We start from the raw sequence: 25,841 nt of genomic DNA, 5'->3' as shown, positions 1-25,841 counted from the left end.
TTTGACGATCGGAGTCAGTAGTGCCCATCCCCCGTCCAACCCTTTGGCGGTCGGCCCGCCGCCCGGCTTTGGCCGCCGTCGCCGCCGCCGTGGTACTGGTGGCCACCTCGATCACCGGGCCTGCGACCGTCGCCGCGGCCGACACGACAACCCCACAATGGTGGAACCGCGGCAACATCCCGCTCTACTCCACCACCTCCGTCGGAGGCGAGACCGCCGTCATGCCCGACGGCAGCGTGCGCACATATCTGGCCGTCAGCGGTAAGCCCGGTTACCTCGCCGAGATCGACCCCTTCGCTGGGAAGGTCCTGCGCATGCTGGACCTCTACGTGCCGAACCCTGCCTCGACCGAAGACCCGAAGGACACCGGGGCTGCCGGCGCCTGGGGCGTGTCGATCGACAAGCGCGGGACGGTCTTCGTCAGCTCCTACGGCTTCGGTCACGTATACCGGCTGCCCTGGCAGGCGACCCAGCTGGAAGACCTGGGCCGGCCCAGCCCGCGGACGAGCTTCACCTGGGAAGGCGACACCGACAACCAAGGCAACTTCTACATCGGAACCAGCGAGTTCTTCGGGCCGGCGCCGCTGCCCGGCGGACGCCTGTTCGGCTGGTCCGCCGAGACCAGGACCTACCGCGACTACGGCGACTTTGGCGCGCAGTTCGGCTACGTCCGGTCGGTCGAGTACGCCGAGGGCAAGATCTACGCCGGACTGGGTCAGACCACCGGACTGTGGCAGGTCGACCCGAACTCCGGTCGGCGACTGGCGATCGCACCCCCGCCCGGTATGGCCACCGACAAGTACGCGTACCAGATGGAAGATGAGGCCGGATATCTCTACGTCCTGTTCGCGGGCGGCACGACGGCGTCCGAGGGCTGGGTGCTCGACCTGAAGACGCTGACCTGGCACGACAAGATCGCCGGGTACGCCGGTCAGACCCTCACCTCAGCCGACCAGCTGGGCCGGGTGTACCTGGTGGCCGACGGCGAACTGAAGCGGTACGACCCCAAGCGCAAGCAGCTGACCGGCACGGGTTTCCGCGGCGGACCGGAGCAGTCGGACAAAGGTGGTCTGGGCGCAGGCAAGGCGATGGGCCGCATGATCGATCCCGCCACCGGGCACGAGGCCATCATTGGCGGCACATCGTTGTCGGAGGTGTGGCGGTTCGACACCGTCACGGGGACCGGAACGTTCGGGCCGGTCGCCGGTCTGAAGGGTACGCAGACGGCGCCGAGATCGCTGGCGGCCGGACCGGATGGGCGCATCTACGCCGGCGGTTACTTCCAGGGCGGCCTGGCCGTGTACGACCCGGCCACGACCACCTGGGCGGAGTATCCGTTCCACCACCAGATCGAGGGCATGGCTGCGCACAACGGGAAGATGTACTTCGGGGTCTACCCCAACGCGCAGCTCTGGGAGTTCGACCCAGCGCAGCCGTTCTCCGACAGCAACCCGAAGTTCCTGTTCGATCTGAAGAGTTCCGGGCAGGAACGTCCCTGGACGGTCACCAGCGCCGGCCCGTACGTCGCGATCGGAACCTCGCCCAAGAACAGCCAGAACCACGGCGCGGTCACGCTCTACGATCCAGTGACCGGATCACTGCGTACGTGGACCGACGGGCTCGTGACCGGCTCCAACCAGATCTCGGCCCTGACCTACCGTGACGGCATCCTCTACGGCGGCTCGCTGGGATGCTGCAACTTCGACTCCACCAAGTCGCCCGGTCAGGTCTTCGCCATGGACGCCACCAGTGGTGACGTGCTGTGGTCGTCGACTCCCCTGCCCAGTGAACAGGGCGTCAGCGGGCTGGCCTTCGACGGGCAGGGCCGCCTGTTCGGCATGACCTATGGAACGGCGTTCGAAGTGAACCCCGCCGACGGCAGTCTCCTGCGCAGCCAGCAGTACTTCGCGTACAACTGGCCGACGGTGACGAACTTCCAGCCACGGGCGGTCAACATGGCCTGGGAGCCCGGCGACGGCAAGATCTACGCCACGAACGGGACCACTCGGCGCATCGACCCGGACACATTGCTCGACCTCGGGCCGAACTACAAGGTGTCCTTCGGCGCGCTGCTCGCCGGGCCCAGCAAGTTTTACGTGCAAGGCACGGTCCTGCTCGAAGTGAAGTGGTACTGACCTCCAAATAGCGCCGCGCCCCGGGCCGGCTGTCCCCACGGGACAGTGCGGCTCGGGGCGCATTCGTATGACAGGCTCTCGGCTGTCCGTGGCTGGCTCTGCCGGCGGACTGACCCGGGTATTTCAGACACAGCCCTTCATGGCGGTCCATAGGCTGGGAAGATGGACGCGCGCCGGACCACAGCCGCCGGGCCCGGTGCGCGGCAAGGCAGCAGATGTGCACGATGCGCTGCTCGGTCTGGTGGCGACCGCAGCCGCTTTGTTGGTCGCGTCGTGGCTGGTGGACGGCTTTCGGCTGGACCCCTGGTGGGCAGCGATCGTACAAATTCGCCCACGCCTCCTCCATCCAGCAGCTGGAGGCCGTCCGCCGCCGGGTCTTACGATCAGTTCCGTCGAGTGGCTCCGGCCGCCACGAGGCGGGCGATGCGGCGAGCACCCGGCCGGGAGCCGGCCTAGATTTCGCGGACCTGCATGATTCGCTGGAGTTCATCGGCCAGTACCCAGATCATGGCGATCCTTCCGTCCACGACGGTCAGCAGATCGATCCCCAAGCCGCTGACCGTACGGCCGGTCGGTGCGATCTCGCCGATCGGAGTCCGCCAGGTGCCCGTGTGCCGGGCGGTGTGGCGGAAAGCGACAGCCACCTTCCCCGGCTGTTCAGTGCGGTCCATGATCTCGATGGAGTGCTCCTCGAACGCATGGTGCAGCAGGCGGGCGCGTTCCACGAGATCGGCGAGAGCCATGGGCACACCGTTGATCAGGACCGGATCGGCGTACGCGGTCCCGAAGTCGGCCACCGGGTCGGTCCGCAGATCCGGCGGCACGGTCCAGAGCTCGAATAGCAGTTCGATCAAGTCGGGTTCGGTGGTCATGGAACCCTCCGGCGGGACCGCGCCTTGGCCCGGGCGGTCGTTGATACGTCCGGGCCCATCCTATCTACGGCGCCGCATTCGGACTCGGCAATCGCGGCGGGATCACGGGGCTGACCTGTGTGGAGGCCGTCTGACGGGGTAAGTAGGCACCTGCAGGACCGACTGAACACTGCGATTCCGGGATGGACGCCATCGGGGGTGGTCTTATGCGCCGCGTCTTCACCATCGGTCTGCTATCGATCGCGCTACTCGCGCTCGCAACGCCCGCGTGGGCTCGGGGCGACGGAGGTCCCGAGGCGTTCGTAGTCCTCTCCGGCCGTGCCGACGTGCTGACTGACCAGCGAGTCGGCGACCTGGTCGTCTTCCACGGTTCCTCGACCGTGGACGGCACCGTGGACGGGTCTTTGGTTGCTTTCGACGCCCCGGTCGTCATCTCCGGACGGGTCAACGGCGACGTGGTCGTCTTCAACGGCCAAGTCACGTTACGCAGCGGCGCCGTCGTCACCGGAGACGTGGCCTCCCGCGACGCGCCGGTGGTCGTGCCGGGAGCGACCATCGGCGGGCAGACCCGGCGGGTGGAGACCGACCCTCGCTGGGACTGGCTCGGCTGGATCGGCCGCTTTGTCTTCTGGCTGGCCGTGTCGGTCTCGACCCTGGTGGTCGGGCTACTCATGCTGTGGCTGATCGGGCGCGGCACCACGGGAATCGCGGCGGCGGGCGCCCAGCTCGGCCCGTCCATCCTCTGGGGCCTGCTGGTCTCGTTCGGCCTGCCGATCCTCGCGATCTTCGCGCTTCTCACCGTCGTGGGGATCCCACTGGGTTTCGGCGTGTTGACGGCGCTGGGGCTGATCTACGCGCTGGGATACTGCGTGAGCGCCTGGATCCTGGGCCGGGCGATCCTGCGGAAACCGACGCCGTGGGCGGCCACGTTCCTGCTCGGCTGGGCGATCCTGCGGGTCGTGGCCCTCATTCCGATCCTTGGCAGCCTGGTCTGGTTCGCCGCGGTGGTGTTCGGTCTCGGCGCGCTGGTAGTGGCGATCTGGCAGGCCCGCAAGGGCCGCACCGTCGCCGTGGTCCCCTGAGCGGCTCGCGCGTGCCAGCATGCATGCATGATGGCCAGTCAGTCGATGGGAGACCCGGCCGTGCATGGAGTCGGCCGGATCCAGCCGCCTGACGGCCATGCCCGGATCGTCCGGCGGCCATGACCATCAGTGGTTGGCGGTCAGGACAGGCCGAGGTCCGGTCCAAAGGACTCGTAATGGATGGCGGCGGCCCGAATGCCCGCCCGCAGGAGCTGCTCGCGGACGCCGCGCATGAATGGGGTCGGTCCACACAGGTTAGGCAACCGCGTCAGCTGGAATCGAGACGCCGGTGAGCTCCATCCGGCCGGGGAAGGCGTCCTCGTCGCCGTCTGGATCCTCGCGACTTCGACGACCCCCGGCAGCCCTGTCGGTCGCAGCGGGGACCTACCGACACCGAAAGGATCACCGACCTCGACGAGCTGAACAGCCACCCGGCCACCATGCCCGGTGAGTCCCCGACCGTGGCCTTCCACGGCGACATCGCGGTCATCTCCTGGCAGCAGCACAGCCTGTCCGACGAACGCGTCCTGGAGATCGACCGCTGCCACCCCGACGCCGCACGGCTCTACGCCATCGGCGGCTACCAGTGGCCCTGGCGAATCACCCGACCGCGCAGACACCCGGCCGCCCGCTGACTCCAGCAGCCAGGACGCCGGAGGCGTGTGCTTGCTCGGCGGGCAGGAACGCGGTGACCGCTTGGAGCAGGCTCAGCGACCTCTCGCGGATCGGGTTGCCGAGCAGTTTGCTCAGCGGGAGGCCGCTGACCGGCCGATCGGCCATGCTGACGAGACGACGAACAGCCGTGCGCCACCGTGCGATCTGCAGTTCTGGGCACGCCGTTGGCCGCCGCGAGCTCAAGAATTAGCGCAATGGACGAAGACCCGCCAGCCGCCCGGACCGGGCGTCAGTGAGACGACGACCCGGATGAGACCTCGCGCCGGTCCTCTGACCATTGGGTGTGGAAGGTTCCGTCCTTGTCAACCCGCTGGTAGGTGTGGGCACCGAAAAAGTCACGCTGCCCTTGGATGAGGGCGGCCGGCAACCGGTCGGAGGCCAGCGAGTCGAAGTAGGCCAGCGCGGAGGAGAAACCGGGCGTGGGAACTGCCGACGCTGCGGCGATGCCGACGATACGCCGCCAGGCGGCCTCGCCCTCCGCGATCGCGTCGGCGAAGTACGGGTCGACCAGCAGCGTCTCAAGGTCGGGCTTCTTGGCGTACGCGTCGACGATCCGGTTGAGGAATCGGGCGCGGATGATGCAGCCGGCCCGCCAGATCTTGGCGAGCGCGCCGAGGTCGATGTTCCAGCCGAACTCCCCCGCTCCCGCCACGATCAGGTCGAAGCCCTGGGCGTACGCGATGACCTTGGACGCGTACAAGGCCGCGCGGACATCATCGACGAAGGTGTCCGGTACGGCGGGTGCCTGTGGGCGGGCCGCGAAGGCCGAGCCGCGAACAACCGCCTGGACAGCGCTACGCTGCTCCGGCTTGGAGGACACCGCCCGCGCGAAGACCGCCTCGCCGATGCCGGAAACCGGAACTCCGAGGCCGACCGCGTTCTGGACAGTCCATGCTCCGGTGCCCTTGGAGCCGGCTTGATCAAGGATGACGTCGACGAGCGGCTTGCCGGTTTCCGCGTCGATGTGGCCCAGGACTTCGGCCGTGATCTCGATGAGGTAGGACTCCAGGTCGCCGGAGTTCCAGTCACGGAAGATGTCGACGAGCTGCTCGACGGAGTATCCGCCCACTCGCCGCAGCAGGTCGTACGCCTCGGCGATGAGCTGCATGTCGGCGTACTCGATGCCGTTGTGGACCATCTTGACGAAGTGGCCCGCACCGTCGGTGCCGACATGGGTCACGCACGGCTCGCCCTCGGCCACGGCCGCGATGCTCTTCAAGATCGGCCCGAGCGTCTGCCAGGCCTCGGCCGATCCACCGGGCATGATCGACGGCCCGTGGAGTGCGCCTTCCTCACCGCCGGAGATCCCGGTGCCGACGAAGTTCAGGCCCCGCTCACGCAAGTCGCGTTCGCGGCGGATGGTGTCGTGGAAGTTCGCGTTGCCGCCGTCGACGATGATGTCGCCTGGTTCGAACCGTTCAGCCAACTGCTCGATCACGGCATCGGTCCCGGCTCCGGCCTGGACCATGATGATCGCCGTCCGCGGCTTGCTGAGCGAGGCGACGAACTCGTCGATCGTCTCCGCGGCGACGAACCTGGCATCGCCGTGCTCGCTCAGCAGCTCCTCCGTACGGGCATAGGTGCGGTTGTATACCGCGACCGTGTTGCCCGCGCGCGAGGCGAGATTACGCGCGAGGTTCGAACCCATGACCGCCAGGCCGACCACGCCGATGTTCGCGCGACCGCTTCGTTCCGCGTTCGATGACATCTGAATCCGATCTTGTTTCTCGATCTGCGCACGTCACAAAGCCCGGCGTACTGACGATGGACGCCGGCCCGCTGACGTCTTCCCCATGATTATCTGACGTCCGCCGTCTCCGGGATGAAGGACGGGCAAACGGCTGCACGCCACCGCCTGCCCGGCGGGCCGGGACTGCCGCCCCTGGAAGCGGGACGAGTCCGGATCCGACAGTGAAACCTGTCGCAAAAGCTGGCAGTTTCAAGGAGGACTGGTGAAGTTTTCAAAGACACGCGCGGCGGCCGGGGCCGGGGCGCTGGTGGCCACCGCGTTCGGTCAGCTCGCTCAATTCGCGGTTGCCCCGGCCCACATCTCCGGCGGCAGCGCAGCCGACCAAGTCTCGGCCATCGCCGGGCACGGTGGCCGGATGCAGCTCGGCCTGTGGCTGGACCTGCTCGCCCTGGCGATCATCCCGGCGGTGTTGTTCCTCGGTGAGCTGGCCGGATCGCGCCGGTTCCGGCTGGCCGCGGCCGGCACCGTGGTGGCGTTCGTCGGCGTTCTCGGCGTCGGGTATCTCCTCGCCAACGACGTGCTCCTCTACGCCGCGTCGCAGGCGAAGGATCAGGCCGGCGCGGTCGAGGTGGTGTCGGCGTACGAGTCGTCCGGCGTCGTCGTGGTCGCCACCGTTCTCGGGGTGCTCGGTAACTTGATCGGATTGATCCTGCTCGGCATCGCGCTGATTCGCGCCCGCACGGTGCCGGTCTGGGTCGGCGTGTCGGTGATCACCGCGCCGGTGCTGTCGGTCGTCGGCGAGGCCAGCGCAGTCCTCGCACTAGCGATCGGCGCATACGCGCTGCAGCTGGTCGCCTTCACCGCCTGCGCGGTGGCCCTACTGCGCGCCGGCCGGACTCAGAATGTGGCCCAGCCGGTGGTGACACCGGTGGCCGCCTGACCCGAGAATCCGACCATGCGCGGGACGTGGGTAGATCGGCTGGCGACCGGTGGTGTGGGCGTCGCCTCGGTCATGATCGTCTACTGCGGTCTGGTCGCGGTGAGCCAACCGGTCACGTTCTGGTCGATCGTCATGCCGCTGTCGGTCGTGGCGTATGTGTCGGTGCCGTTGGTCGGCGCGGCGATGGCTCGCGCCGACCGGCGCAATCTCGTCGGCTGGCTGCTGCTGGCCAGCGGCATCGCGTTGCCGGGTGCGTGTGCGGCCTACCTCGTGGCGGAGGCGGAGTTCGCCGCCACCGGCACGGTCGGCTGGGCGGGCTGGTGGGACGGGTGGCCGTGGGTCATCGCGCTGGGCCTGCCACCAGTGATCGGCTTGTTGCTGTTTCCGGACGGGCGGCTGCCGTCGCGGCGGTGGCGGCCGGTTCTCGCGGTGGCGATCTTGCAGGCGATCGCCTTGACCTTCGGGCTGACGTTCGCCCCTGGCCTGCTGGACTATCCACAGCTGGCCAATCCGGCGGCGCTTTCCGGCGGGGCCGGGCAGATCGCCGATGCCTCGGTCGGCACGATCCTGCTGATCCCGCCGCTGTCGACGCTGGCCGCCTGGACGGTCCACCGGCGCCGGCGGCGGGCCGCCGATCCGGCCCAGGCGGCCGCGCTGCGCATGGTCGCCCCTGCGGCATGGACGGTCGCGGCCTCCTGGTGGGGGTGCGTCGTCGTCACGGCCGCCGGCGCGACCGACATCGCCGCCCTGCCCGCCCAGATGCTCGGGGTGCTGGCGCTGGCCATCACAGCGTGGGTCGCGATTCGCCGGTACGGCATGTTCGACGGCCGCCGCGTCGTGCACAGCGCACTGCTGTACGGCCTGCTCACCGGGCTGGTCACCGGCTTCTATCTGCTGGTGGCGGCATTGATGCGGGCGCTGGCCCCTGGAGGCGTCGGCTCCGCGGCGGCGATCGCCGCGGCGCTGCTCGTGGCGCTGCCGCTGCGGGACTTCCTGCAACGCGTCGTCAACCGGCTCGTCTACGGTTATCGCGACGATCCCTACCAGGCGCTCGTCCGGCTCGGCGAAGCGCTCGAGGTCGCCGCCTCCGGCGACCTGCTCGCCGATGTCACGGCCAGCATCCGGTCCGCGCTTCGACTGTCCTTCGTGGAGGTACGCGTAAACGGGGCGACGATGGCATCCGACGGCCGGCCAGGCGGCGGCGTACGCGAAACCTTCCCGCTGGTGTTCGCTGGGGAGACCATCGGCGACCTGATCGCCGAATCCGACGAGGCGTTCACGACGGCCGAACGGCGTCTGATCGGCGGCCTGCTGGGGCAGGTCGCGGCGGCCGGGCACGCCGTACGACTCGAACGCGATCTTCAGCGTTCCCGGGAACGCATCGTCGGAGCCGCGGAGGAAGAGCGCCGCCGGCTGCGCCGCGATCTGCACGACGGGCTCGGCCCGGCGCTGGCGGGAGTAGTGCTCGGTCTGCATCGCGTACGCGGACGGCTGGCCGGCGACGCCGTGGCCGCCGAACAGCTGGACACGCTGACCCAGCAGACCCAGGCGGCCGTCGCCGACGTGCGCCGCCTGGTCTACGGCCTGCGCCCGCCCGCCCTCGACGAACTCGGCCTCGTCGGCGCGCTGACCGAACAGGCGAGCACACTCGGTTCCATCGAGGTATGCGGGCCGGCCGACGAGCTTCAGTTGTCGGCCGCCGTCGAAGTCGCCGCTTACCGCATCGCACTGGAAGCCATGACGAATACCGTCCGGCACGCCCAAGCCGCCCACACCGTCGTCCACCTCGCCACCGTCGACCACAGTCTGCAGATCGAGATCGCCGACGACGGCGTGGGGCTGCCTGACGCCTATCGGGCAGGGGTCGGAATCACCTCGATGCGCGAACGCGCCACCGAACTCGGCGGGTCGTGCCACATCAGTCCCCGTGAGCCGCGTGGCACACTCGTGCGCGCCACACTTCCGTTGGAGCCGCGATGAACCAGCCGATCCGGGTCGTCGTCGCCGACGACCATCCCGTCTTCCGGCACGGTCTGCGTACCCTCGTGGAGGAGACCGAGCAACTGGCGTTCGTCGCCGAGGCCGCCGACGGCGAACAGGCGTTGCGGTTGTGCCGCGAGCATGAGCCCGATGTCGTGCTGATGGACATCCGGATGCCCGGCACCAGCGGTGTCGAGGCCACCCGCCAGATCGTCGCCGAGCTGCCGTCGGTCGGGGTCCTGATGCTCACGATGCTCGAAGACGACACCTCCTTGTTCGCCGCGTTACGCGCAGGAGCGCGCGGATACGTCCTCAAAGGGGCGGCGCCCGCCGAAATCATCCGGGCCATCGTGGCGGTCGCGGCAGGCGAAGCCCTCTTCGGTGCGGCGATCGCCGGGCGGCTCGCGGCCTTCCTGCAACCCGACCTGCGTACCCACCATCCGTTCCCGGCGCTGTCGTCACGCGAACGCGACATCCTCGAACTCATCGCGGGCGGCAAATCGAACGCGGCCATCGCCCAGACGCTGCTGCTGAGCGAGAAAACCGTCCGTAACAACATCAGCAACATCTTCGCCAAGCTCGCCGTCACCGACCGGGCCGAGGCGATCGTCAAGGCCAGGCAAGCGGGGCTGGGCACCTGAAACGCCTACGGCCTTCGGGTTAGGACCTTGTGTGTCGAGCCGCCACGAGGTCAAAGCCGCCCGGAAGCTGTGGTTCGAGGCCAAGTTCGCCCGGACGATGCGGCCTCGCATCGAGCGGGCCAAGCCCAATTGCCGGCAGCTCATGGATGCGACAGCCGCTGTCACGACGGCGTGGGCGGTCACTGGGGAAGGGTAGGTGGAGGTGAGCCACCCGCTCTGAAGCAGGATTTTCGTAAACTCGCGTCACGCGGTGACGGCCGGGTCGGGCGAGAAGTCACGGTCGCTCGGCGCCGGTTTGCTGCTATGGCACTCGGGTACGCCAAAACCATGCCTGGACGCATCACCGTGTTCTTGTGCGGGGATGTGATGACGGGGCGCGGTGTTGATCAGATCTTGCCGTCGCCGGGTGACCCGCAGCTGTGGGAACCCATGATCGCTGACGCGCGGGACTACGTCCGCATCGCCGAGTTGGTCAATGGCCCCATCCCGAGGCCCGTGCCGCCGGAGTGGCTGTGGGGTGACGCACTGCCGGTGATTGATCAGTCCGAGCCGGCCGTCCGCATCGTCAACCTCGAGACCGCGATCACCGCAGACGGCGTGCCGGCCCTCGGCAAGGAGGTTCTGTACCGGATGCATCCCGGGAATGCGGCGTGCCTGACGGCTGCCCGAATCGACCTTTGCGTACTGGCCAACAACCACATCCTCGACTTCGGGACGGCTGGCCTGGTAGACACTCTCGCGGCGCTGCGCGACGCGGGAATCGCCGCCGCCGGTGCGGGACCGACCGCCGATGCCGCGTGGTCACCGGTAGTCATACCGTTCACCGGCGGGCGGTTACTGGTGCTGTCCGCCGCCATGCCCAGCAGCGGAGTTCCGAGCACCTGGGCCGCCGACTCCCATCGGCCTGGCCTGGCGTACCTACCGGAGTCGGCCGGCCGGGCCGACGTCGAACGGCTGATCGAGCCCGTGGCGCGGATTCGCCAGCCCGGCGACCTCGTCGTGCTGTCGGTGCACTGGGGCAGCAACTGGGGCGATGACATTCCACGTCATCACATCCACCTCGCGCACGAGCTGATCGACGCCGGCGTCGACGTCATCCACGGTCACTCCTCGCATCACCTGCGCCGCGTCGATGTCTATCAAGGAAAGCTGATCTTGTACGGTTGCGGCGACTTCATCGACGACTATGAAGGGATCGGCGGTTACGGGGCGTATCGCGACGACTTACGCGTGGCGTTCTTTCCCGAGCTCGACATCACCGACGGACGCCTGACCCGGCTGAAGCTCGCCGTGTTCCAAAGCCGCCGGATGCGGCTGGTCAGCGCCGCACCGAGCGACGTCGCCCACATCCGCGACGTCCTGCGACGAACCGGTACCGGCCTGCAGATCTCCGACCAGAGCGGGTTCGAAGTCGATCTCGGAATCCCGTAATAGCTCGCTACGTGCCGTCGGTCCCTTCTCGCTGCGTAGCTGGGAGGGTCGCATTGACCTGTGAGCAGCGGGTATCCGTTCGGATTCGGCTGGGTTTGGAGCACCATTTACGCAAGCCGGCGGTGAATGGGCCGATCGCAGCCGGTTGGCCGGCACGGCCGGCTTCAGCTCGCGGGCGCCGCCGGCGCGCCCCTCTACCCGGCCTCGGATCATGCCGGCCGACTGACCAGGTACGACGCGAAGATGCGACGGTCGTACCCGCAACCAGCCGACAGCTTCGCGCGTCAGGACCTGGCCTTGTGGTGTGCGGCCGCCTTCGTCGTCCAGATCTGCTGGATCTGTTCGAGGGTTCGGCCCTTCGTTTCAGGCTGGAGTTTCCACACGAAGACGTAGGTGATCGCGCACACGATTGCGAAGATGAGGAACGCGCCCGATTCCCCGACCCAGTCCACCAGGGTCAGGAAGAACCGGGTCACGAACCAGGCTGCTCCCCAGTTCGCCGCCGTCGCGATCGCGACACCCCTCCCGCGTACTGCGGTCGGGTAGATCTCGTTGATCACCGTCCACACGACCGGGCCAAGGGAGAACGCGAAGCTCGCGATGAAGACGATCATCGCGACCAAGGTGAAGACGCCCGCGTCGCTGGGATTGTTCGTGCCCGGGGAGCTGGCGGTGGCGATGCGGGCCAGGTGGCGGAACGACAGGCTCAACGCCAGCAGGGACAGGCCCATGCCGATGAGACCGGCGAAGATCAGCGGACGGCGGCCAAGCCGGTCCACGTACGCCACCGCGATGAAGGTGGCCAGCACGTTCACCACGCCGATGCACCAGGTCGTCGCGGCCGTCTGCTGTTGCGGCGTGCTGAACCCGGCCGCTGCGAAGATCTTGTCCGAGTAGTAGATCACCGCGTTGATGCCGGTGAACTGCTGGAAGATCGCAAGGCCGACACCCAGTACGAGTGGCGCGCGCCAGCGCGACGAGAACACCTCGCGCCAGGATGCCTGTGCGCCGCTCAGGCTGTCCCTGATGTCGCGCAGGTCTGCTCCCACGTCCTCGTCCGGACGCACCTTGCGGATGGCGTTGGCCGCCTTGTCCAGTTGACCGACCTTCGTGTACCAGACCATCGAGTCGGGCAGCGGGACCATGGCCAGGACCAGCAAGATGCCGGGCACCACGGAGATTCCCAGCATGATTCGCCACTGCGTGCCGGAAGAGAGAAGTTCATCAACGATGTCGGCGAAGAGAATGCCGAATGTGATCGCCAGCTGGTACATCGATACGAACCGGCCACGCAGCCGGGTGGGCGCCATCTCCGCCGCGTACAGCGGTGCGGCCAGCGACGCGATGCCCACGCCGAAGCCCACCACCAGCCGCCCGACGACCATGACCGTGGTGGAGGGCGCCAGGGATTCGATGAGCGCGCCGGCGGTGAACAGCACCGCGGCCCAGATGACGGTCATGCGGCGGCCGAGCCGCTCGGCCATGGTTCCGGCCACGAGCGCACCGAACAGCGCACCCAGCGTCACCCAGCTCGTGATGATCTCGACGACGGCGGTGCTGGGGTTGAACGTCTTCTCGATCCCGCTCAGCGCACCGCCGATGACGCCTTGGTCGTAGCCGAACAGCAGGCCTGCGAGCATGACGACGGCGCCTACGAAGATCAGCCATTTCGTGATCCGCGATTTCGGCTCGGGCGACCCTCCGAGTGCCGGGCTCCGATCTCCTTCGCTCATTGTCAACCTCGCCCCAGCTTGGGTGAATTGCGAATTGTGATCCAATACAGGGGATCATAGGCTAATCGAGTGATTCGCCCCGGCTGGATTCGGAACGCGGGCTCGGGATCTGTCATCGATGGGATGTCCAACCGTCAACTGGTACAAGGGGTCCGGCATGCGAGCGCGAAGGAGGATCAACAGAACCTGCTGGGCGGTGCCCAACGACGTGCCTGCGATCCCGATCGCGGCCGTCAACGCGCAGATGCCTGACCCGCCGTCGCCGTCAACGGGGCGAGGGCAGCCAGGCGGTGGCGCTCGGGCTGCGGCCAGTTGTCCGCCGGATGCGGCGTAAGGGCCCTGATGTACCCGGTCGCGTTCCCACGGCCTCAGGTGCGGGACTGGGCTGGAGATGCAGCGCGATCGGTCGTGCGATCGGAGTCGAGGAGGTCGCCGAAGACGTGGTCAGCCGGTAGGCCGGCAGATCAGCGCCGGTCGCGGGTCGGATGCTCGCCCTGATCGGCCATCGTGGCGGAACTCCCAAAATGGACCACGCCACCCGGCCCCCTTCCCTCAAGTGATGAAATGTCAGTTCTTGCAGAGCGTGGGTCGCACACCCTGCGCTGGATGCAGGAGGTCAAGCGATGACAGGGATGTCGTCGGCCAAGCAAGCCTGGTCCGAAGGCGGCCTGGTCTTCGCTGCGGTGATGATGATCTTGCTGGGGTACCATGCAGTTCTTCCAGGGCCTCGCGGCGATCACTAGGGCGGGCTGGGCGCGAGGCATCGGCATCGCACTTGCCGTGGTTTCCGCCATCGCCAACATCTTCTACATCCCGTACTCCCCTGTGGGCGACGCTGCTCATAGCGTTGGCCGTCTTCGTGATCTGGGCACTAACCACGGCGCGGTTCGTCTCAGCAGCATGTGCGCGTGGGCGGCGAGGTCGTCGTGGGTCATCACGAATCCGCTACCGGACAGCCTTGGCCCTGGTCACGGACGACCTGGTACGCAAGATGCGTCGCCCGGGGTGATTCGACGACTTCAAGCTGGCGCAATGTCGTCGGTCCGACGAGATCGAACAGTCGCGTACCGCCGCCGAGCAGCAGTGGCGAGAGATGAATGCGCAGCTCGTCAACGAGCCACCCGGCCAGACATTGATCAATGACGTTCGCGCCGCCCATGACGACGACGTCCTTGTCCCCCGCAGCCGCCCGAGCCTGGTCGACGGCGGCCGCCACTCCCTGAGTCACGAACCGGAACCGGTTAGCCAGTCGCACGTGCGCGGGCGGCTCGTGCGTGACGACGTAGCAGGGAGGTGCCGCCGACTGGTCCTGGTCGTGTCCATATCCGACCTCGTCGTTCCAGCCGTTCGGGCCGTCGACGATGTCGTACAGTCGCCGCCCCATCACCACGGCGCCGGTCTGCTCGAAGCTGCGCGCCAGCACCGCTTCGTCGATCGGCGAACGGGGCTCGTCGAGCACCCACGCGTGGATCGCCTCGCCGCCGACGCCGAGGCCGTGTTCCTGGTCCACGCCGCGGGCGGTGACGTATCCGTCCAGCGACATGGAGATGTCGGCGACTACCTTGCCCATTTCACTCCTCCAGGATTACGCCGGGACGCGGTTCCTCTAAACCGCCACGGGGCCGGACGGAAACGGTGAGGAGAACTCGACCGCGCCGTCCGACTCGACCTGCCGCACCTCACTCGCGATCGTTTCGCGATTGATGACGTCGAACCACTCGATCTCGTAGGAGCCGGCTCCGCCGCGAGCGGGGTCGTCTTCCAGCGCGCCGCGCCCCGGCTGCCGGCCTGAGCGTGTCGCGCAGCGCGTCGGATTCACCGGGCCGAGATTCTCGGCGCTGCGCAGGAGCCGTCAGTGGACGGTGGGGCGATAGACGAGTTCCTGGGTGTGGCCGTCGAGCGTCCGGCTCTCGAGCAGCTCGAGGTCGAAGTCGCCGGCCCCGCCCAGGATCGGGCTCGCCCCCGTCCGCCCGGAGATGACAGGGAAGATGGTCACCTGCAGGCGGTCGACCAAGCCGGCCGCCATCAGCGCCCAGTTCAGCGACAGGCTCGCCTGCGAGCGCAGCGGCACGTCCGACTCCTCCTTGAGTCGTGTGACGATCTCGACGGCGTCGCCGCTGACGATCGTGGCGTCGGGCCAGCCGAGCGTGTCGGTCAGCGTGGAGGAGATGACCGTCGCGGGCGTACGCATCGTCCGCACGTTCCACTCGTCGAGCGCATTGGGGTCGATGCCCGAGGTCATGATCGCCGCCGTCTGCCGGAAGGTGGTGGCCCCGAACACCATCCGTTGCTCGGTGTCGAACAGCGCGGCGCGGTGTGCGAGCAGCTCAGGGCCCTGCTTGCTCCAGTAGCCACCCCAGTCGGCGCCCTCGGTGAACGAGCCGTAGCCGTCGAGCGTGGAAAAGACGTCCCAGGTGTAGAGCGCAGTCATGACATTTCCTTCCGAGCGTGGTCAGCCTTCATCCTTTACCACGAACGACTCGCCCCGGATCCGACACACACGACGGATTGTTCGCCTGGCTTTCTCTGCCGAACTGCCCAGCACGACGGTCGGCATCCCGGCCGGCCGCGACGTTCAGCGCCCGGTCGCCGCCATCGCGGAGTACGGCGATGCGGGACTCCATGGCGATCGACGTTCCGGGTGGTCGATCTTGCCCGCGACACGTCATCGACATCGCTGGAATCTCAATGCTGGTGACGTGACGAAGCCGGGACTCTGGCGGTGAGCGGCTTCGGCGCTCGCGCGCCCGCTGCCCCGGTGCCGTGCTCTGCGCTCAAGGGTGAGCGGCGACGTTGCGGCTCGGCCAACGTGTCGACCTGGAACCGTTCCGTGTCCGCGTTGCTGCGCTAACTCGGCGAGTGTGCCGGTCGAGCCAGAGCTTCACGTGCGCTGCTCCAGGCGGCTCGTGCGATGGCTCCCGCCGCCACGGCGGTCAGAACCGGCCGCAGCGTGGGCGGCATCGCCAGTGTTCCGCATACGGGGGCGATGCAGGCGATGGCCACCCACCACACAAATGCCCGGCGCGGGGCCGCCCGTAGCGAGACGGCCGCCGCGAAGCCCTCGGCCAGCGCGTGGGCGGCGAATCCGGCGATGGCGGCGGGTGAGATGACCGCGGCCAGCATCGCGCCCTCGACAAATCGGTGTACGGCGATCGCGGCGGCAGCGGAGCCGTACGACAGCGAACCGAGTATGGCGGCCAGGATGTACCCGGCAATGGCGGAGATGAGGCCGGCGATCGACCAGATCGCGGCGGCCAGATCGAGAACCAGCAGGCTCAGCACGATCCCGGCGGCACCGTGTAGCCACCGGGCGGGGAACCGGGTTGAACGGGCCAAGGCGGCCCCGCCGAGGGTCGCACCCGCCAGGAGTGCGACCCCGGTCGGCGTCAGCTGCGGCACGGCGCGCTCAGCAACCGCAGTCGCACGTCTTCGCCGAGTTCTCCTCGGTGAAGAAGGGTGCGTTGGCGAAGACGGCGGCCGAACGGCCCTTCGGCTCCTCCCACTGCTCCTGGCGGCCGAGCGCCGTCAGGTCGAGGAAACCGTAGGCGCCGCCGAGATGATCGGTTCCTCGGGCGTACGCGGAGTAGGTGTGGAAGATGCCGTCCGGCGTACGCAGGAAGCAGCTCATGCCTGAGATTTCCGACGCTTCCTCGGCGAACTCGGCCATCCCCGCGGCCCGCAGCTCATCGGCGTCCCGGTAGTTGAACATCACCGGCGTCACGGCGGGGTCAAGGGATGCGTGGTAGTCGTAGTTGAAGCTCGATCCGGCCGACGAATACCAAGGCAGGAAGTCCCAGCCACGCTTCTCGCGGTAGGCAGCCAGCTTCGGGAAAGGCGCCCGGGAGATAGCCGCGAACGCGGTGTTGCGATGCGCCAGATGGTCGAGGAACGGCGCGTTGATCTCGTCCAGTGCGCCGGTGCAGCCGGGGCAGGCGTCCTCCCAGGCCGGGTCGAACATGACGTGCTGCACTATCAGCTGGGTGTGCGGCCCGAACAGGTCGGCCAGCCGCACTTCGCCGTCGGGGCCGGTAAAGACGTAGTCGGTCTCCACGCGGACCATCGGCAGGCGCCGCCGGTCGGCGTTGAGCGCATCGCGCTGCCGGGTGAGTTCCTTCTCCCGAATCAGCAGCGTCTTGCGAGCGGTCAGCCATTGGTCCCGCGAAACGATCTCGGGCAGGCTCATGAGGCTCCTCCTTCATGGGGTACACCTCAACGACGAACGGGATCCGCTCAGCTGGACAACCGCGGGCAAAATTGTTCGTACGACGTCCGCCGCACGCTGTTCGGCCAGCGCTCGTATCGCCTCGGCGCTGAGGCCCGGGTCAAGCCGCGCGTGCGGCTCCGCCGAGGCGTGACTCGGCTGCTTGGGCCTCTTCGGCCGCCTCGAGTTGTTCGGCCAGCGCGAGCCAGCTGAGGGCGCAGGATCGGGCCACTGTCTGCAGCGAGGGGCGGCAGTGGTCGGGCACTGCGCTCATGACGGGCCCGCTGTTGTCGAGGAAGGTGAAGGTCATCGACACCAGCCGCAGCAGGGCGCGTCCCCGGTCGCTGTAGCGCAGCGACGGTTCGCGGGTCAGCCATTCCAGGTGGTCACGGACCGCTTGCAGCCGGCGTTGGGCGTCGTCTGGCGTGCTCCATCGTTGGACCGCGCGGAGCGAGGCGGTGGGCTGAACGCGCGTCGGCGCGACGGATCCGTCTGTCAGCATCCGCCGCCGGACGTCGAGTGCTGTGCCGACGGAGACGCCGGCCCGCTGTGCGACCTGGCGCAGGCTGATTCCCGGCTCGTCGCGCATGATCTCGGCAGCCGAACGCCGGCCTTGCTCGGCGGACAGCGGATGCCGGCGGCCGTCTCGGCCGACTCGGGTGTGCGCACGCTGGCCGTCGTCGGCGGATGCTCCGCGTAGTGCCGCGACCGTGCGGGGCGCGACTCCGCAGACGGAGGCGATCCAGCGATCCGACCATTCCGGTTGGGCTTGCAGAATGCGCCGCGCGGCGGCGGAGCGGTCCCGTGGCCGCAGGGCTTTGCCGTGTACGACGTTGAGGCGTACGGCGAGGACGAACGCCTCGTCGTCGGTGCCGTCGAAGTAGACGACTGGCAGCTGGGTGAGGTCGCGCTTGCGTGCGGCCGCGAGCCGGTGGGCACCGTCCACGACGCGCATCGTGGCGCGGTGTACGACCAGCGGCGGCAGGTCCTGGTCCAGCTCGGCGAGGTGCTGCACGTGGGTGGCGGTGAGTCCGTCCAGCCGCGGGGACAGGCCGTCCTTGAGCACATCGGCGGCGACCCAGTCGATCTGGGCTCCGATCCGTGCGATCAAGTCGTCGATACGCCCCATGGATTTCGAGCTCCTGTCGGACGCGGAACTGCCGGCCACGCGCTGGTCCGGCCTGGTGCGGGGTGAACGCTAACGGACTTCGCGGCCGCTCAGGTACAACGCGCGTATACGCGGCGTACACGCGACGGTGTTCAACGCACCGGTGCGATTTCCTTGACAGGATTCAGATGACCTCCTTCAATGTGCGCTGGTCAGGTGCGGCAACTTCTCACCATATTGGAGTGTCTATGCGCAGAAGAGTCCTCAGTCTCGCCCTCGCGGCCTTCATGACGCTCACGGCCTCGATCACGGCGGTCTTCGCCGCCGGCGCCCCCGCGCACGCCGACAGCTGCTACACCTGGTCGCGGGTGCTGAAGGAGGGCGCCAGCGGCGAGGACGTAAGGCAGTTGCAGATCCGCGTCTCGGGCTACCCCGGCTACAACGCGACGCTCGCGCTCGACGGGGAGTTCGGCCCGGCGACCGAGGCCGCGGTCATCCGGTTCCAGAAGGCGTACGGTCTGGCCGCCGACGGCGTCGCCGGGGAGGACACGTACAACAAGATTTACGCGCTGCAGGACAGCGACTGCACCCCGATCAACTTCAGCTACGCCGAGTTGAACAAGTGCAACTCGACGTGGTCCGGCGGGGCAGTCTCGGCCACGCAGGCGAAGTTCAACGCGCTGGTCACGATGTGGAAGTTGCAGGCGCTACGGAAGGCGCTCGGCAGCGTACCGATCACCATCAGCAGCGGCTTCCGCAGCTACTCGTGCAACAGCGCGGTCGGCGGCGCTTCGACGAGCCGCCACCTGTACGGTGACGCCGCCGACCTCACCGGCACACCGTCGCTGTGCAAGCTGGTCCAGGAGGCTCGGTACCACGGCTTCCGGGAGATCCTCGGCCCCGGCTACCCGGACCACGGCGACCACGCGCACGTCGCCAACGATCCGATCAAGCTCTGGTCCGCGTCGTCCTGCGGGATCTGATCAGCCGGTGGGCGTCACCGCGGGTCGGTGACGCCCATCGTCAGCTCGTCGCGGAGCCGGTCGGCCAGCTCGTCGGCCCCGGCGGCCCGCAACGCCTCGACGGCCGCCGCGGCTGCTGCCTGGCCCGAGGGACCGCCGGCCAGGCAACGGGCCAGCGCGGCCAGCGCGGTCGCCTCCACTACCCGGAAATCATGCGCGGCTGCCAGGTCACGGCCGCTTCGCGCGCATGCTGCGGCCGCGTCCCGTGCTCCAGCACCAAGGTGTACGCCGGCCAGGGCGACCTGTGCCCGTGCGGCGAAATAGGGGTAGCCGTGTTCGGTGGCCAGCGTCAGGACCTCGTCGAGGCAGCGCAGCGCCTCGGTCGTCGTGCCGCCGACGCCGTGGGCCTCGCCGAGGGTACACAGCAGGGCCACTTGCGCGCGCTGGTCGCGCACGAGTACCGCCAGTTCGTAGCCGCGCTCGGCGGTGGCCACGGCGGCCTCGGCCTCGCCGCGCTGGGCGTGCAGCTGACTGAGTTCGTCCAGGCTGGACAGTTCGCCGTGCGGGTTGGCGCGTTTCCGGTAGCCTTCGAGCGCGGCCAGCAGGTGTTCTTCGGCCTCCTGTTCCCGGCCCAGCTGGCGCAGCACCATGCCCAGGTTTCCGCGGGTCGACAGGACCGATTCGGTCCGCCCGGCGGCCTCGTTGATCCGCACCGCACCGTCCAGGCAGTCGGCCGCTTCGGCCAGCCGGCCCTGATCGGCGTACATGGCGCCGAGCCCGTTGAGGGCCAGCGCCCGGACCGGCGCCAGCGGCGGCTTCTCGCCGCAGCGGCGCAGCGCCTCCCGATAGGCGGTCTCCGCCTCGTCGAACCGGCTCTGCTCGGCGTGAATCACGCCGATGTTGTGCCACAGGTAGGGCGAGGCGGGCGGCCAGTCGGCGGAGTGCGCGAACTGCTCGCCCCGGCGGAAGTCCGCCAGCGCTTGGGCATGCCAGCCCAGCGCCCATCGCACCTGGCCCCGGCTCAGCAGCATGACGGCCTGCCCGGTCGGATCGTCGGCGGCCGTGGCGGCCCGCAGTCCGGCTTCGGCGGTACGCAGCCACCGGTCGACGTGCCGGCGTACCAGGAAGTAGCCGCGCAGTTGTTCGGCGAGCAGCCAGCTGAGCCGATGCCATTCGGTCCCCGCCGTACGCTCGACGAGGGCCACCAGCGCGCCGGCTTCGGCGTCGATCCAGCGCTCGGCGGCGTCCTGGTCGGGGAAGGAGCCTTCGTCGCGGTCGGTGACGAGCCGGATCGCGGACGGGTAGATGAGGTCGACGGCGGCGGTGGCCATCCGCAGCGACCATCGGTGCAGGCGGTCCCGGGCGGCGTCGACGATCTGCGGGTCCTCGTCGCCGAGCAGGCGGGCGGCGTAGAGGCCGAGCAGGTCGTGGAAGCGGAACCGTTCGGCGGTGTATTGCAGGAGCATGTTCGCGTCGAGGAGTTCGCCGAGCACGTCGTCGGCGGTGGCGGGGTCGACGCCGAGCAGTTCGGCGGCTGCGGCGGCGCCGAAGTCGTCGCCTGGGTGCAGCGCGCACAGCCGGAACGCCTGCCGGGCCGGTTCGCTCAGATCCTGGTAGCTGAGCTGGAAGCTGGCAAGGACGCTGGAGTCGCCGGCGCTCAGCTGCGTCAGCCGCTGGTTGGCGTCCCGCAGCCGCCGGGCCAGCTCCGCAGTGGTCCAGGCGGGCCGGCTGGCCAGCCGGCCGGCGGCGATGCGCAGCGCCAGCGGCCATTGTCCACAGGCGACGGCCAGTTCGTCGGCCGACGCCGGGTCGGCCGACATGCGGCCTGCACCCACGGTCGCGTCCATGAGCTGGATGGAGTCGGCCACCGACAGCGTCGACAGGTCGACGACCGTGGTCGCGGGCAGGTCGGGCAGCCGTTGGCGGCTCGTGACGAGCACGTCGCAGCCGCCCGGACCGGGTGCCAGGATGCGTACCGCCGCCGCGTCGCGGACGTTGTCCAGGACCAGCAGCATCCGGCGATCGGCGAGCACGCTGCGCAGCAGGGCCGACGCCTCGGCCTCGTCCGCGCCCACCCGCCGGGCCGGTACGCCGAGCGCACGCAGGAACCGGCCGAGCACGTCCATCGGCGCGACCGGCTCGCTGCTGCCGCTGCGCAGGTCGGCGTAGAGCTGGCCGTCGGGGTAGCGCGAGCTCAGCCGCTGCGCCGCGGTCAGCGCCAGGGCGGTCTTGCCGACCCCGGCCGGGCCGCTGATCAGGACCAGCCGCACCGTAGGATCGCCGGTCGGGGCGAGCACCGTGTCGATGCGGTCCAGCTCGGTGTCGCGGCCGACGAGGTCGGTCGGACCGGCGGGGACTTGGCGGATCGGCGGGCCGGGCTGGTCGGCGGCTGCGGCTGCCGCAGTCCGCTGCCGCAGCGCGTCCTCGTGCGCCTGTCGCAGGTGGACGCCGGGGTCGACGCCGAGCTGTGTGGACAATGCCCGCCGGATGCGGTCGTACGCCGCCAGCGCCTCGGCCTGCCGGCCGGCTGCCGCCGCCGTCGCCACGAGTTCGGCGTACAGCGGTTCGTGTAGTTCCAGCCGGCCGGCGAGGTCCCGCAGCAGCGGCAACACCTGGTCGGTGTCGCCGAGGCGCCGGCCGAGCGCGGCGGCCTGGCACAGCACAGTGGCGTACTGCTCGGTCAGGGCGGCGATCAGCGGACTGTCGCGCAGCTGCTCGACGTCGGTCTCGCCGCGCCACAACCGGGCGGCTGCGAGCAGTTGCCCAAGCGCTTGGGCGGGATCGACAGCGGCGGTGGCCGCGCCGGCCTCGGCGAGCTGACGAAATCGCAGCAGGTCCAGGGTGTCGGCGGTCAGGTCGAGCCGGTATCCGCGACCGGCGGCGGCGAGGACCGGGGCCCCTTCGTCGCCGGTCCACAGTCGCCGTAGCCGGCCGAGGTAGCCGTGCAGCAGGTTGGTCGCCGACGGCGGACGGGTGGGCCCCCACAGCAGATCCATCAGTTCTTCGCGGCCGACCGTCGTCCCGCCGGCCAACGCCAGCCGGGCCAGCAGGCAGCGCAGCTTGTCCGAACCGAGCTTCACCTCGGCCGATCCCCGGGTGATCCGCAGCGGGCCGAGCACCGCCACCGTCAGCGGTCCGGTGTCGGCCGGTTCGGCGGCTGATCGGCGTGCGGCGGGGATCGCCGGCGTGGCCCGGTCCAGCAAGGCGTCCCCGTCGACCCCGGCCTGGCGGAAGTACTCTGCCAGCACTTGGACGGTCTTTGTACGTGGAGTATGCGTACGCCCCTGTTCCAGATCCCGGATCGCGGCCACACTGACCACAGCGGCTGTGGCCAGCTGCTGCTGGGTGAGGTTGAGCTGTTCGCGTAACCGCCGCAGTAGCACGGCCAACGGCTCCGGCGAGCTTCCCCAGGTAGCTCTCGGCACCCGCTGATGCTACAAGGCGCAGGCGAAAGGCTTTGGGTTCGATGCGGTTCAACCTCCTCGGTCCGTTGACGGTCGAGAACACCGCCGGACAGCCGGTGCCGCTGCCGTCCGCCAAGCAGCGCACGGTCCTGTCCGCGCTGTTGCTGTGGCCCAACGAGGCGTTGACCGCCGCTGACCTGATGACGGCGTTGTGGGGCGAGGAACCGCCCGCGTCGGCCGCCGCCAATGTGCGTACCTATGTGCTGCGGCTGCGGCGGCTGCTGGAGGAGCCGGGGACGCCGCCACGCATCGCCGCCCGGGGCGGCGGATATCTGGTGCGGGTGCGACCGGACGAACGGGATGTGGAGCGGTTCGACGCCGCCGCCGAACGCGGCCGGGCGTTCCTGTCGTCCGGCGACCCGACCCAGGCCCGGGCGGAGCTGAGCGAGGCCGCGCGCTTGTGGCGCGGCGAACCGCTGGCCGACGTACCGCCGTCGCCGCTGCTGACCCGGCGGATCGGCTTGCTGCGGGAACGGCGGATGCTCGTGGCGGAGGATCTGGCCGAGGCGACGCTGCGCGACGGCGCCATCGCCGAGGCGGTACGCCTGTCCCGCGCGCTGCTCGCCGACGACCCGCTGCGGCAACGGGCCTGGGAGCAGCTGATGGTCGGGCTGTATCGGCTGGGCGACGTGCCCGGTGCGCTGGAGGCCTACCGGACGGCGCGGCGTGTCCTGGTCGAGCAGACCGGGCTGGATCCGGGGCCGCGGTTGCAGCGGCTGCACGACGACATCCTGCACCATCGCGATCCGGTCGCGGCGGTGTCCAGCCGACCGGCCGTGCACGATCTGCCCCCGACGGTGGAGCCGTTCGTGGGGCGGGCGGCGGAGACTGCGGCGATTCTGCGGGATCTGCACGGCGACGCCGGATCGGTCGTCGCCCTGCACGGGCCTGGCGGGGTCGGTAAGTCGGCGCTGGCGGTACACGTCGCCCATCAGCTGGCGCCCCGCTTCCCGGACGGCGTGCTCTACCTCGATTTGCGGGGGGCGAAGACGGGCGCGATCCCCGTACGCCCGGTCGACGCGATCGCCCGGCTGTTGCGGGCGCTCGGCGTACCAGCTGCTGCTGTGCCCAGTGAGGAGGCCGAGGCGGCCGCGGCGTTCCGCCGGCACACCGCGCACCGCAGGCTGTTGCTGGTCCTGGACAACGCCGACAGCGCTGCACAGGTCGCGGACCTGTTGCCGGCCGGTCCGGCGGCGGCCGTGATCACCAGCCGCCGCCACCTGGCCACCCTCGCCCGGGGCCGGCATCTGGCGGTGGAGGTGCTGGCCACGGGGGACGCGGTCGAGTTACTCGGGCAGGCCGGGGCCGGGCAGCGGGTCGCGGCCGATCCCGGCGGGGCTCGGCGGGTGGCCGAGCTGTGCGGAAATCTGCCGCTGGCCTTGCGGATCGCGGCGGCCCGGTTGGCGAGCCGGCCGGGGTGGCCGTTGCAGGCGTTCGTGGAGCGGCTCGACGATCCGGCCCGGCGGCTGGACGAGTTGTCCTATGACGACGTCGGGATCCGGCGGACCTTGCGGCTGGGGTATGAGCCATTGTCGGAGGGCGGCCCGCATGAGCAGTTGTGCGCTCGCGCGTTCCGCCTGATCGGCGAGGTGCCGCTGGCGGTGGTGACGGTGGCGGCGGCCGCGGCGCTGCTCGGCGTCGCGCCCCGGCAGGCGCATGAGGTGCTGGAGACGCTGGCCGATCAGCGGCTGCTGGAGCCGCGGCTGCCCGGCCGGTACGAGTTGCACGACTTGTTGCGGATCCTGGCCGGGGAGGCCGCGCGGGCGCGGGAGAGCGCGCCGGAGCGGGCGGAGGCGCTGGTGCGGCTGATCGAGTCGTACGCGTTCGCGGTGGAGCACGCGACGGCGCTGCTCAACGGTGGCTGGACACCGGCGAGTTCCCCACCGGATCCGGCCCGGCCGGCACCGGACGGCCCGTGGTCGCCGCCGTGGTCGCCGTTGCCCGGCAACGCCGCCGAGGTGCCCGGCTGGCTGGACGCCGAGCAGCCGAACATCGCCGCCGCCGTGACCAGGGCCAGCGAGATCGGTGGCGCGGCCACCCGCCCCGCGGTACGCCTGGCGTGGCTCAGCTACGCGTTGTTCTGGCGCGGAGGCGCACCGGCCGAGGCGCATCGGCTCATCGAGCGCAGTCTGGCCATGACGGCGGCGCTGGACCTGACCACCGAGCACGCAGTGACCTTGTACTACCGGGCCAAGCTGCGGCAGGCGGGTGGGGACGCCGTCGGCGCCGAGGCTGATCTGCGGTCGGGTGCGCAGTTGGCCGGGCGGCTCGGCGATCAGCTGCGGCAGTCGGGTTGCTTGGACGCGTTGGGGAATCTGTTCTACCTGCGGGGTGACCCGCGGCAGGCGCTGCGGTGTCATGACCAGGCGCTGCGGCTGCGGCGTACGCACGGCACACCGCTGCATGTGGCGGCCAGTCTGAGCAACATGGCGGACGCGCGGTTCGACGCCGGCCACCGGCGGCAGGCGCTGGCCGGGGTCCGGGAGGCGCTGGAGATCGCCCGGCGGATCAACGCGACCGGGGTGGAGGGCGCCGCGCTGGCCATGCTGGGTCAGCTGGAGTTCCGGCTCGGCGACGCGGTCTCGGCCCAGCGGACGCTGGCCGAGACGATCGAGCTGACCGCGACGACCGGGGATCTGCCGACGCAGTGTGAGGCGACGCTGGCCCGCTGCGCGGTTCGGCTGGGCGTGGGCCGGGGCGACGCGTTCGACGATGCCGCCGCCGCCCACGGCCTGGCCGGGCGGATCGGCGACCGGTATCTGCGGGCGGTCGCCACTCATGCGATGGCGGTCGCGTCCGGTGTCGATTCGCAGGCGCGCCGGCTGGCGGCCGAGGCGTACACGGAGCTGAAGCGCCTCACCGGTTTCCGCTCCCCCATGTACGCCGAGTTCTTCGGCCTCTGAGCCGGCGTCAGAGGCCGAAGAATT

20 protein-coding genes are annotated in these 25,841 nt (G+C 69.5%); 9 read left to right on the top strand and 11 right to left on the bottom strand.

Features of this window, described 5'->3' with window-relative positions; all coding sequences use genetic code 11:
* Positions 1-20 precede the first annotated feature (20 nt).
* Positions 21-2,135 (top strand): hypothetical protein, encoded by a 2,115-nt coding sequence (locus AB0H43_RS26110; protein WP_360003333.1) that lies wholly within the window; start codon positions 21-23, stop codon positions 2,133-2,135.
* A 452-nt stretch (positions 2,136-2,587) separates the two neighbouring features.
* Here the strand turns inward: AB0H43_RS26110 and AB0H43_RS26105 are convergent, their stop codons facing one another.
* Positions 2,588-3,007 (bottom strand): ester cyclase, encoded by a 420-nt coding sequence (locus tag AB0H43_RS26105; protein WP_360003331.1) that lies wholly within the window; start codon positions 3,005-3,007, stop codon positions 2,588-2,590.
* A gap of 206 nt (positions 3,008-3,213) precedes the next feature.
* Between AB0H43_RS26105 and AB0H43_RS26100 the strand changes: the two genes are divergently transcribed.
* Together AB0H43_RS26100 and AB0H43_RS26095 are read left to right on the top strand one after the other, a co-directional pair.
* Positions 3,214-4,089, top strand: coding sequence for a polymer-forming cytoskeletal protein (locus AB0H43_RS26100; protein WP_360003329.1), 876 nt, complete (start codon positions 3,214-3,216; stop codon positions 4,087-4,089).
* A gap of 440 nt (positions 4,090-4,529) precedes the next feature.
* A complete protein-coding gene (locus tag AB0H43_RS26095) occupies positions 4,530-4,724 on the top strand; it encodes a hypothetical protein (RefSeq protein ID WP_360003327.1) in 195 nt (64 codons plus the stop codon).
* Here AB0H43_RS26095 and AB0H43_RS26090 read toward each other — a convergent pair.
* Positions 4,690-4,869, bottom strand: coding sequence for a hypothetical protein (locus AB0H43_RS26090; protein WP_360003325.1), 180 nt, complete (start codon positions 4,867-4,869; stop codon positions 4,690-4,692). The genes AB0H43_RS26095 and AB0H43_RS26090 overlap by 35 nt on opposite strands.
* Positions 4,870-4,993: 124 nt before the next feature.
* Positions 4,994-6,472 (bottom strand): NADP-dependent phosphogluconate dehydrogenase, encoded by a 1,479-nt coding sequence (gene gndA / locus AB0H43_RS26085; RefSeq protein ID WP_360003322.1) that lies wholly within the window; start codon positions 6,470-6,472, stop codon positions 4,994-4,996.
* Between the two features lie 244 nt (positions 6,473-6,716).
* Here gndA and AB0H43_RS26080 point away from each other — a divergent pair, with 244 nt between their 5' ends.
* The 4 genes from AB0H43_RS26080 (at position 6,717) to AB0H43_RS26065 (ending at position 11,446) form a co-directional block, all read left to right on the top strand.
* Positions 6,717-7,394, top strand: coding sequence for a hypothetical protein (locus AB0H43_RS26080; protein ID WP_360003320.1), 678 nt, complete (start codon positions 6,717-6,719; stop codon positions 7,392-7,394).
* Positions 7,395-7,409: 15 nt separating this feature from the next.
* A complete protein-coding gene (locus AB0H43_RS26075; protein ID WP_360003318.1) occupies positions 7,410-9,374 on the top strand; it encodes a sensor histidine kinase in 1,965 nt (654 codons plus the stop codon).
* Entirely contained in the window at positions 9,371-10,015 is a 645-nt protein-coding gene (locus tag AB0H43_RS26070; protein WP_360003316.1) for a response regulator transcription factor, read from the top strand. Before AB0H43_RS26075 ends, AB0H43_RS26070 begins: the two co-directional genes overlap by 4 nt.
* A 327-nt stretch (positions 10,016-10,342) precedes the next feature.
* Positions 10,343-11,446, top strand: a complete 1,104-nt coding sequence (locus tag AB0H43_RS26065; RefSeq protein ID WP_360003314.1) for a CapA family protein — start codon at positions 10,343-10,345, stop codon at positions 11,444-11,446.
* A 284-nt stretch (positions 11,447-11,730) separates the two neighbouring features.
* Here the strand turns inward: AB0H43_RS26065 and AB0H43_RS26060 are convergent, their stop codons facing one another.
* The 7 genes from AB0H43_RS26060 to AB0H43_RS26030 form a co-directional block, all read right to left on the bottom strand.
* Complete coding sequence (locus AB0H43_RS26060; protein WP_360003312.1) at positions 11,731-13,179, bottom strand: sugar porter family MFS transporter; 1,449 nt, start codon at positions 13,177-13,179, stop codon at positions 11,731-11,733.
* 934 nt (positions 13,180-14,113) lie between these two features.
* Complete coding sequence (locus AB0H43_RS26055) at positions 14,114-14,749, bottom strand: dihydrofolate reductase family protein (protein WP_360003309.1); 636 nt, start codon at positions 14,747-14,749, stop codon at positions 14,114-14,116.
* 36 nt (positions 14,750-14,785) lie between these two features.
* Positions 14,786-14,998: a hypothetical protein gene (locus AB0H43_RS26050; protein ID WP_360003307.1), complete on the bottom strand. Its 213-nt coding sequence runs from the start codon at positions 14,996-14,998 to the stop codon at positions 14,786-14,788.
* Between the two features lie 33 nt (positions 14,999-15,031).
* The gene (locus tag AB0H43_RS26045) at positions 15,032-15,610 is read right to left on the bottom strand and encodes a dihydrofolate reductase family protein (protein WP_360003304.1); all 579 of its coding nucleotides are present in this window, start codon (positions 15,608-15,610) and stop codon (positions 15,032-15,034) included.
* Between the two features lie 416 nt (positions 15,611-16,026).
* A complete protein-coding gene (locus AB0H43_RS26040; RefSeq protein WP_360003302.1) occupies positions 16,027-16,578 on the bottom strand; it encodes a hypothetical protein in 552 nt (183 codons plus the stop codon).
* A gap of 7 nt (positions 16,579-16,585) precedes the next feature.
* On the bottom strand, positions 16,586-17,362 hold the full coding sequence (locus AB0H43_RS26035) for a DUF899 domain-containing protein (protein ID WP_360003300.1): 777 nt from the start codon (positions 17,360-17,362) through the stop codon (positions 16,586-16,588).
* Between the two features lie 139 nt (positions 17,363-17,501).
* Complete coding sequence (locus AB0H43_RS26030) at positions 17,502-18,509, bottom strand: ParB N-terminal domain-containing protein (RefSeq protein ID WP_360003298.1); 1,008 nt, start codon at positions 18,507-18,509, stop codon at positions 17,502-17,504.
* A gap of 227 nt (positions 18,510-18,736) precedes the next feature.
* Between AB0H43_RS26030 and AB0H43_RS26025 the strand changes: the two genes are divergently transcribed.
* A complete protein-coding gene (locus AB0H43_RS26025) occupies positions 18,737-19,471 on the top strand; it encodes a D-Ala-D-Ala carboxypeptidase family metallohydrolase (RefSeq protein WP_360003295.1) in 735 nt (244 codons plus the stop codon).
* 14 nt (positions 19,472-19,485) lie between these two features.
* Here the strand turns inward: AB0H43_RS26025 and AB0H43_RS26020 are convergent, their stop codons facing one another.
* The gene (locus tag AB0H43_RS26020) at positions 19,486-22,875 is read right to left on the bottom strand and encodes a BTAD domain-containing putative transcriptional regulator (protein ID WP_360003293.1); all 3,390 of its coding nucleotides are present in this window, start codon (positions 22,873-22,875) and stop codon (positions 19,486-19,488) included.
* 41 nt (positions 22,876-22,916) lie between these two features.
* Here AB0H43_RS26020 and AB0H43_RS26015 point away from each other — a divergent pair, with 41 nt between their 5' ends.
* Positions 22,917-25,817, top strand: coding sequence for a BTAD domain-containing putative transcriptional regulator (locus AB0H43_RS26015; RefSeq protein WP_360003292.1), 2,901 nt, complete (start codon positions 22,917-22,919; stop codon positions 25,815-25,817).
* The last annotated feature ends 24 nt before the right edge of the window (positions 25,818-25,841 follow it).

Source organism: Hamadaea sp. NPDC050747 (assembly GCF_040654195.1).
Taxonomy (GTDB): Bacteria; Actinomycetota; Actinomycetes; order Mycobacteriales; family Micromonosporaceae; genus Hamadaea.
The sequence above is the reverse complement of the archived record's forward strand: the minus strand, read 5'-3'. Positions and strand labels throughout refer to the sequence as shown.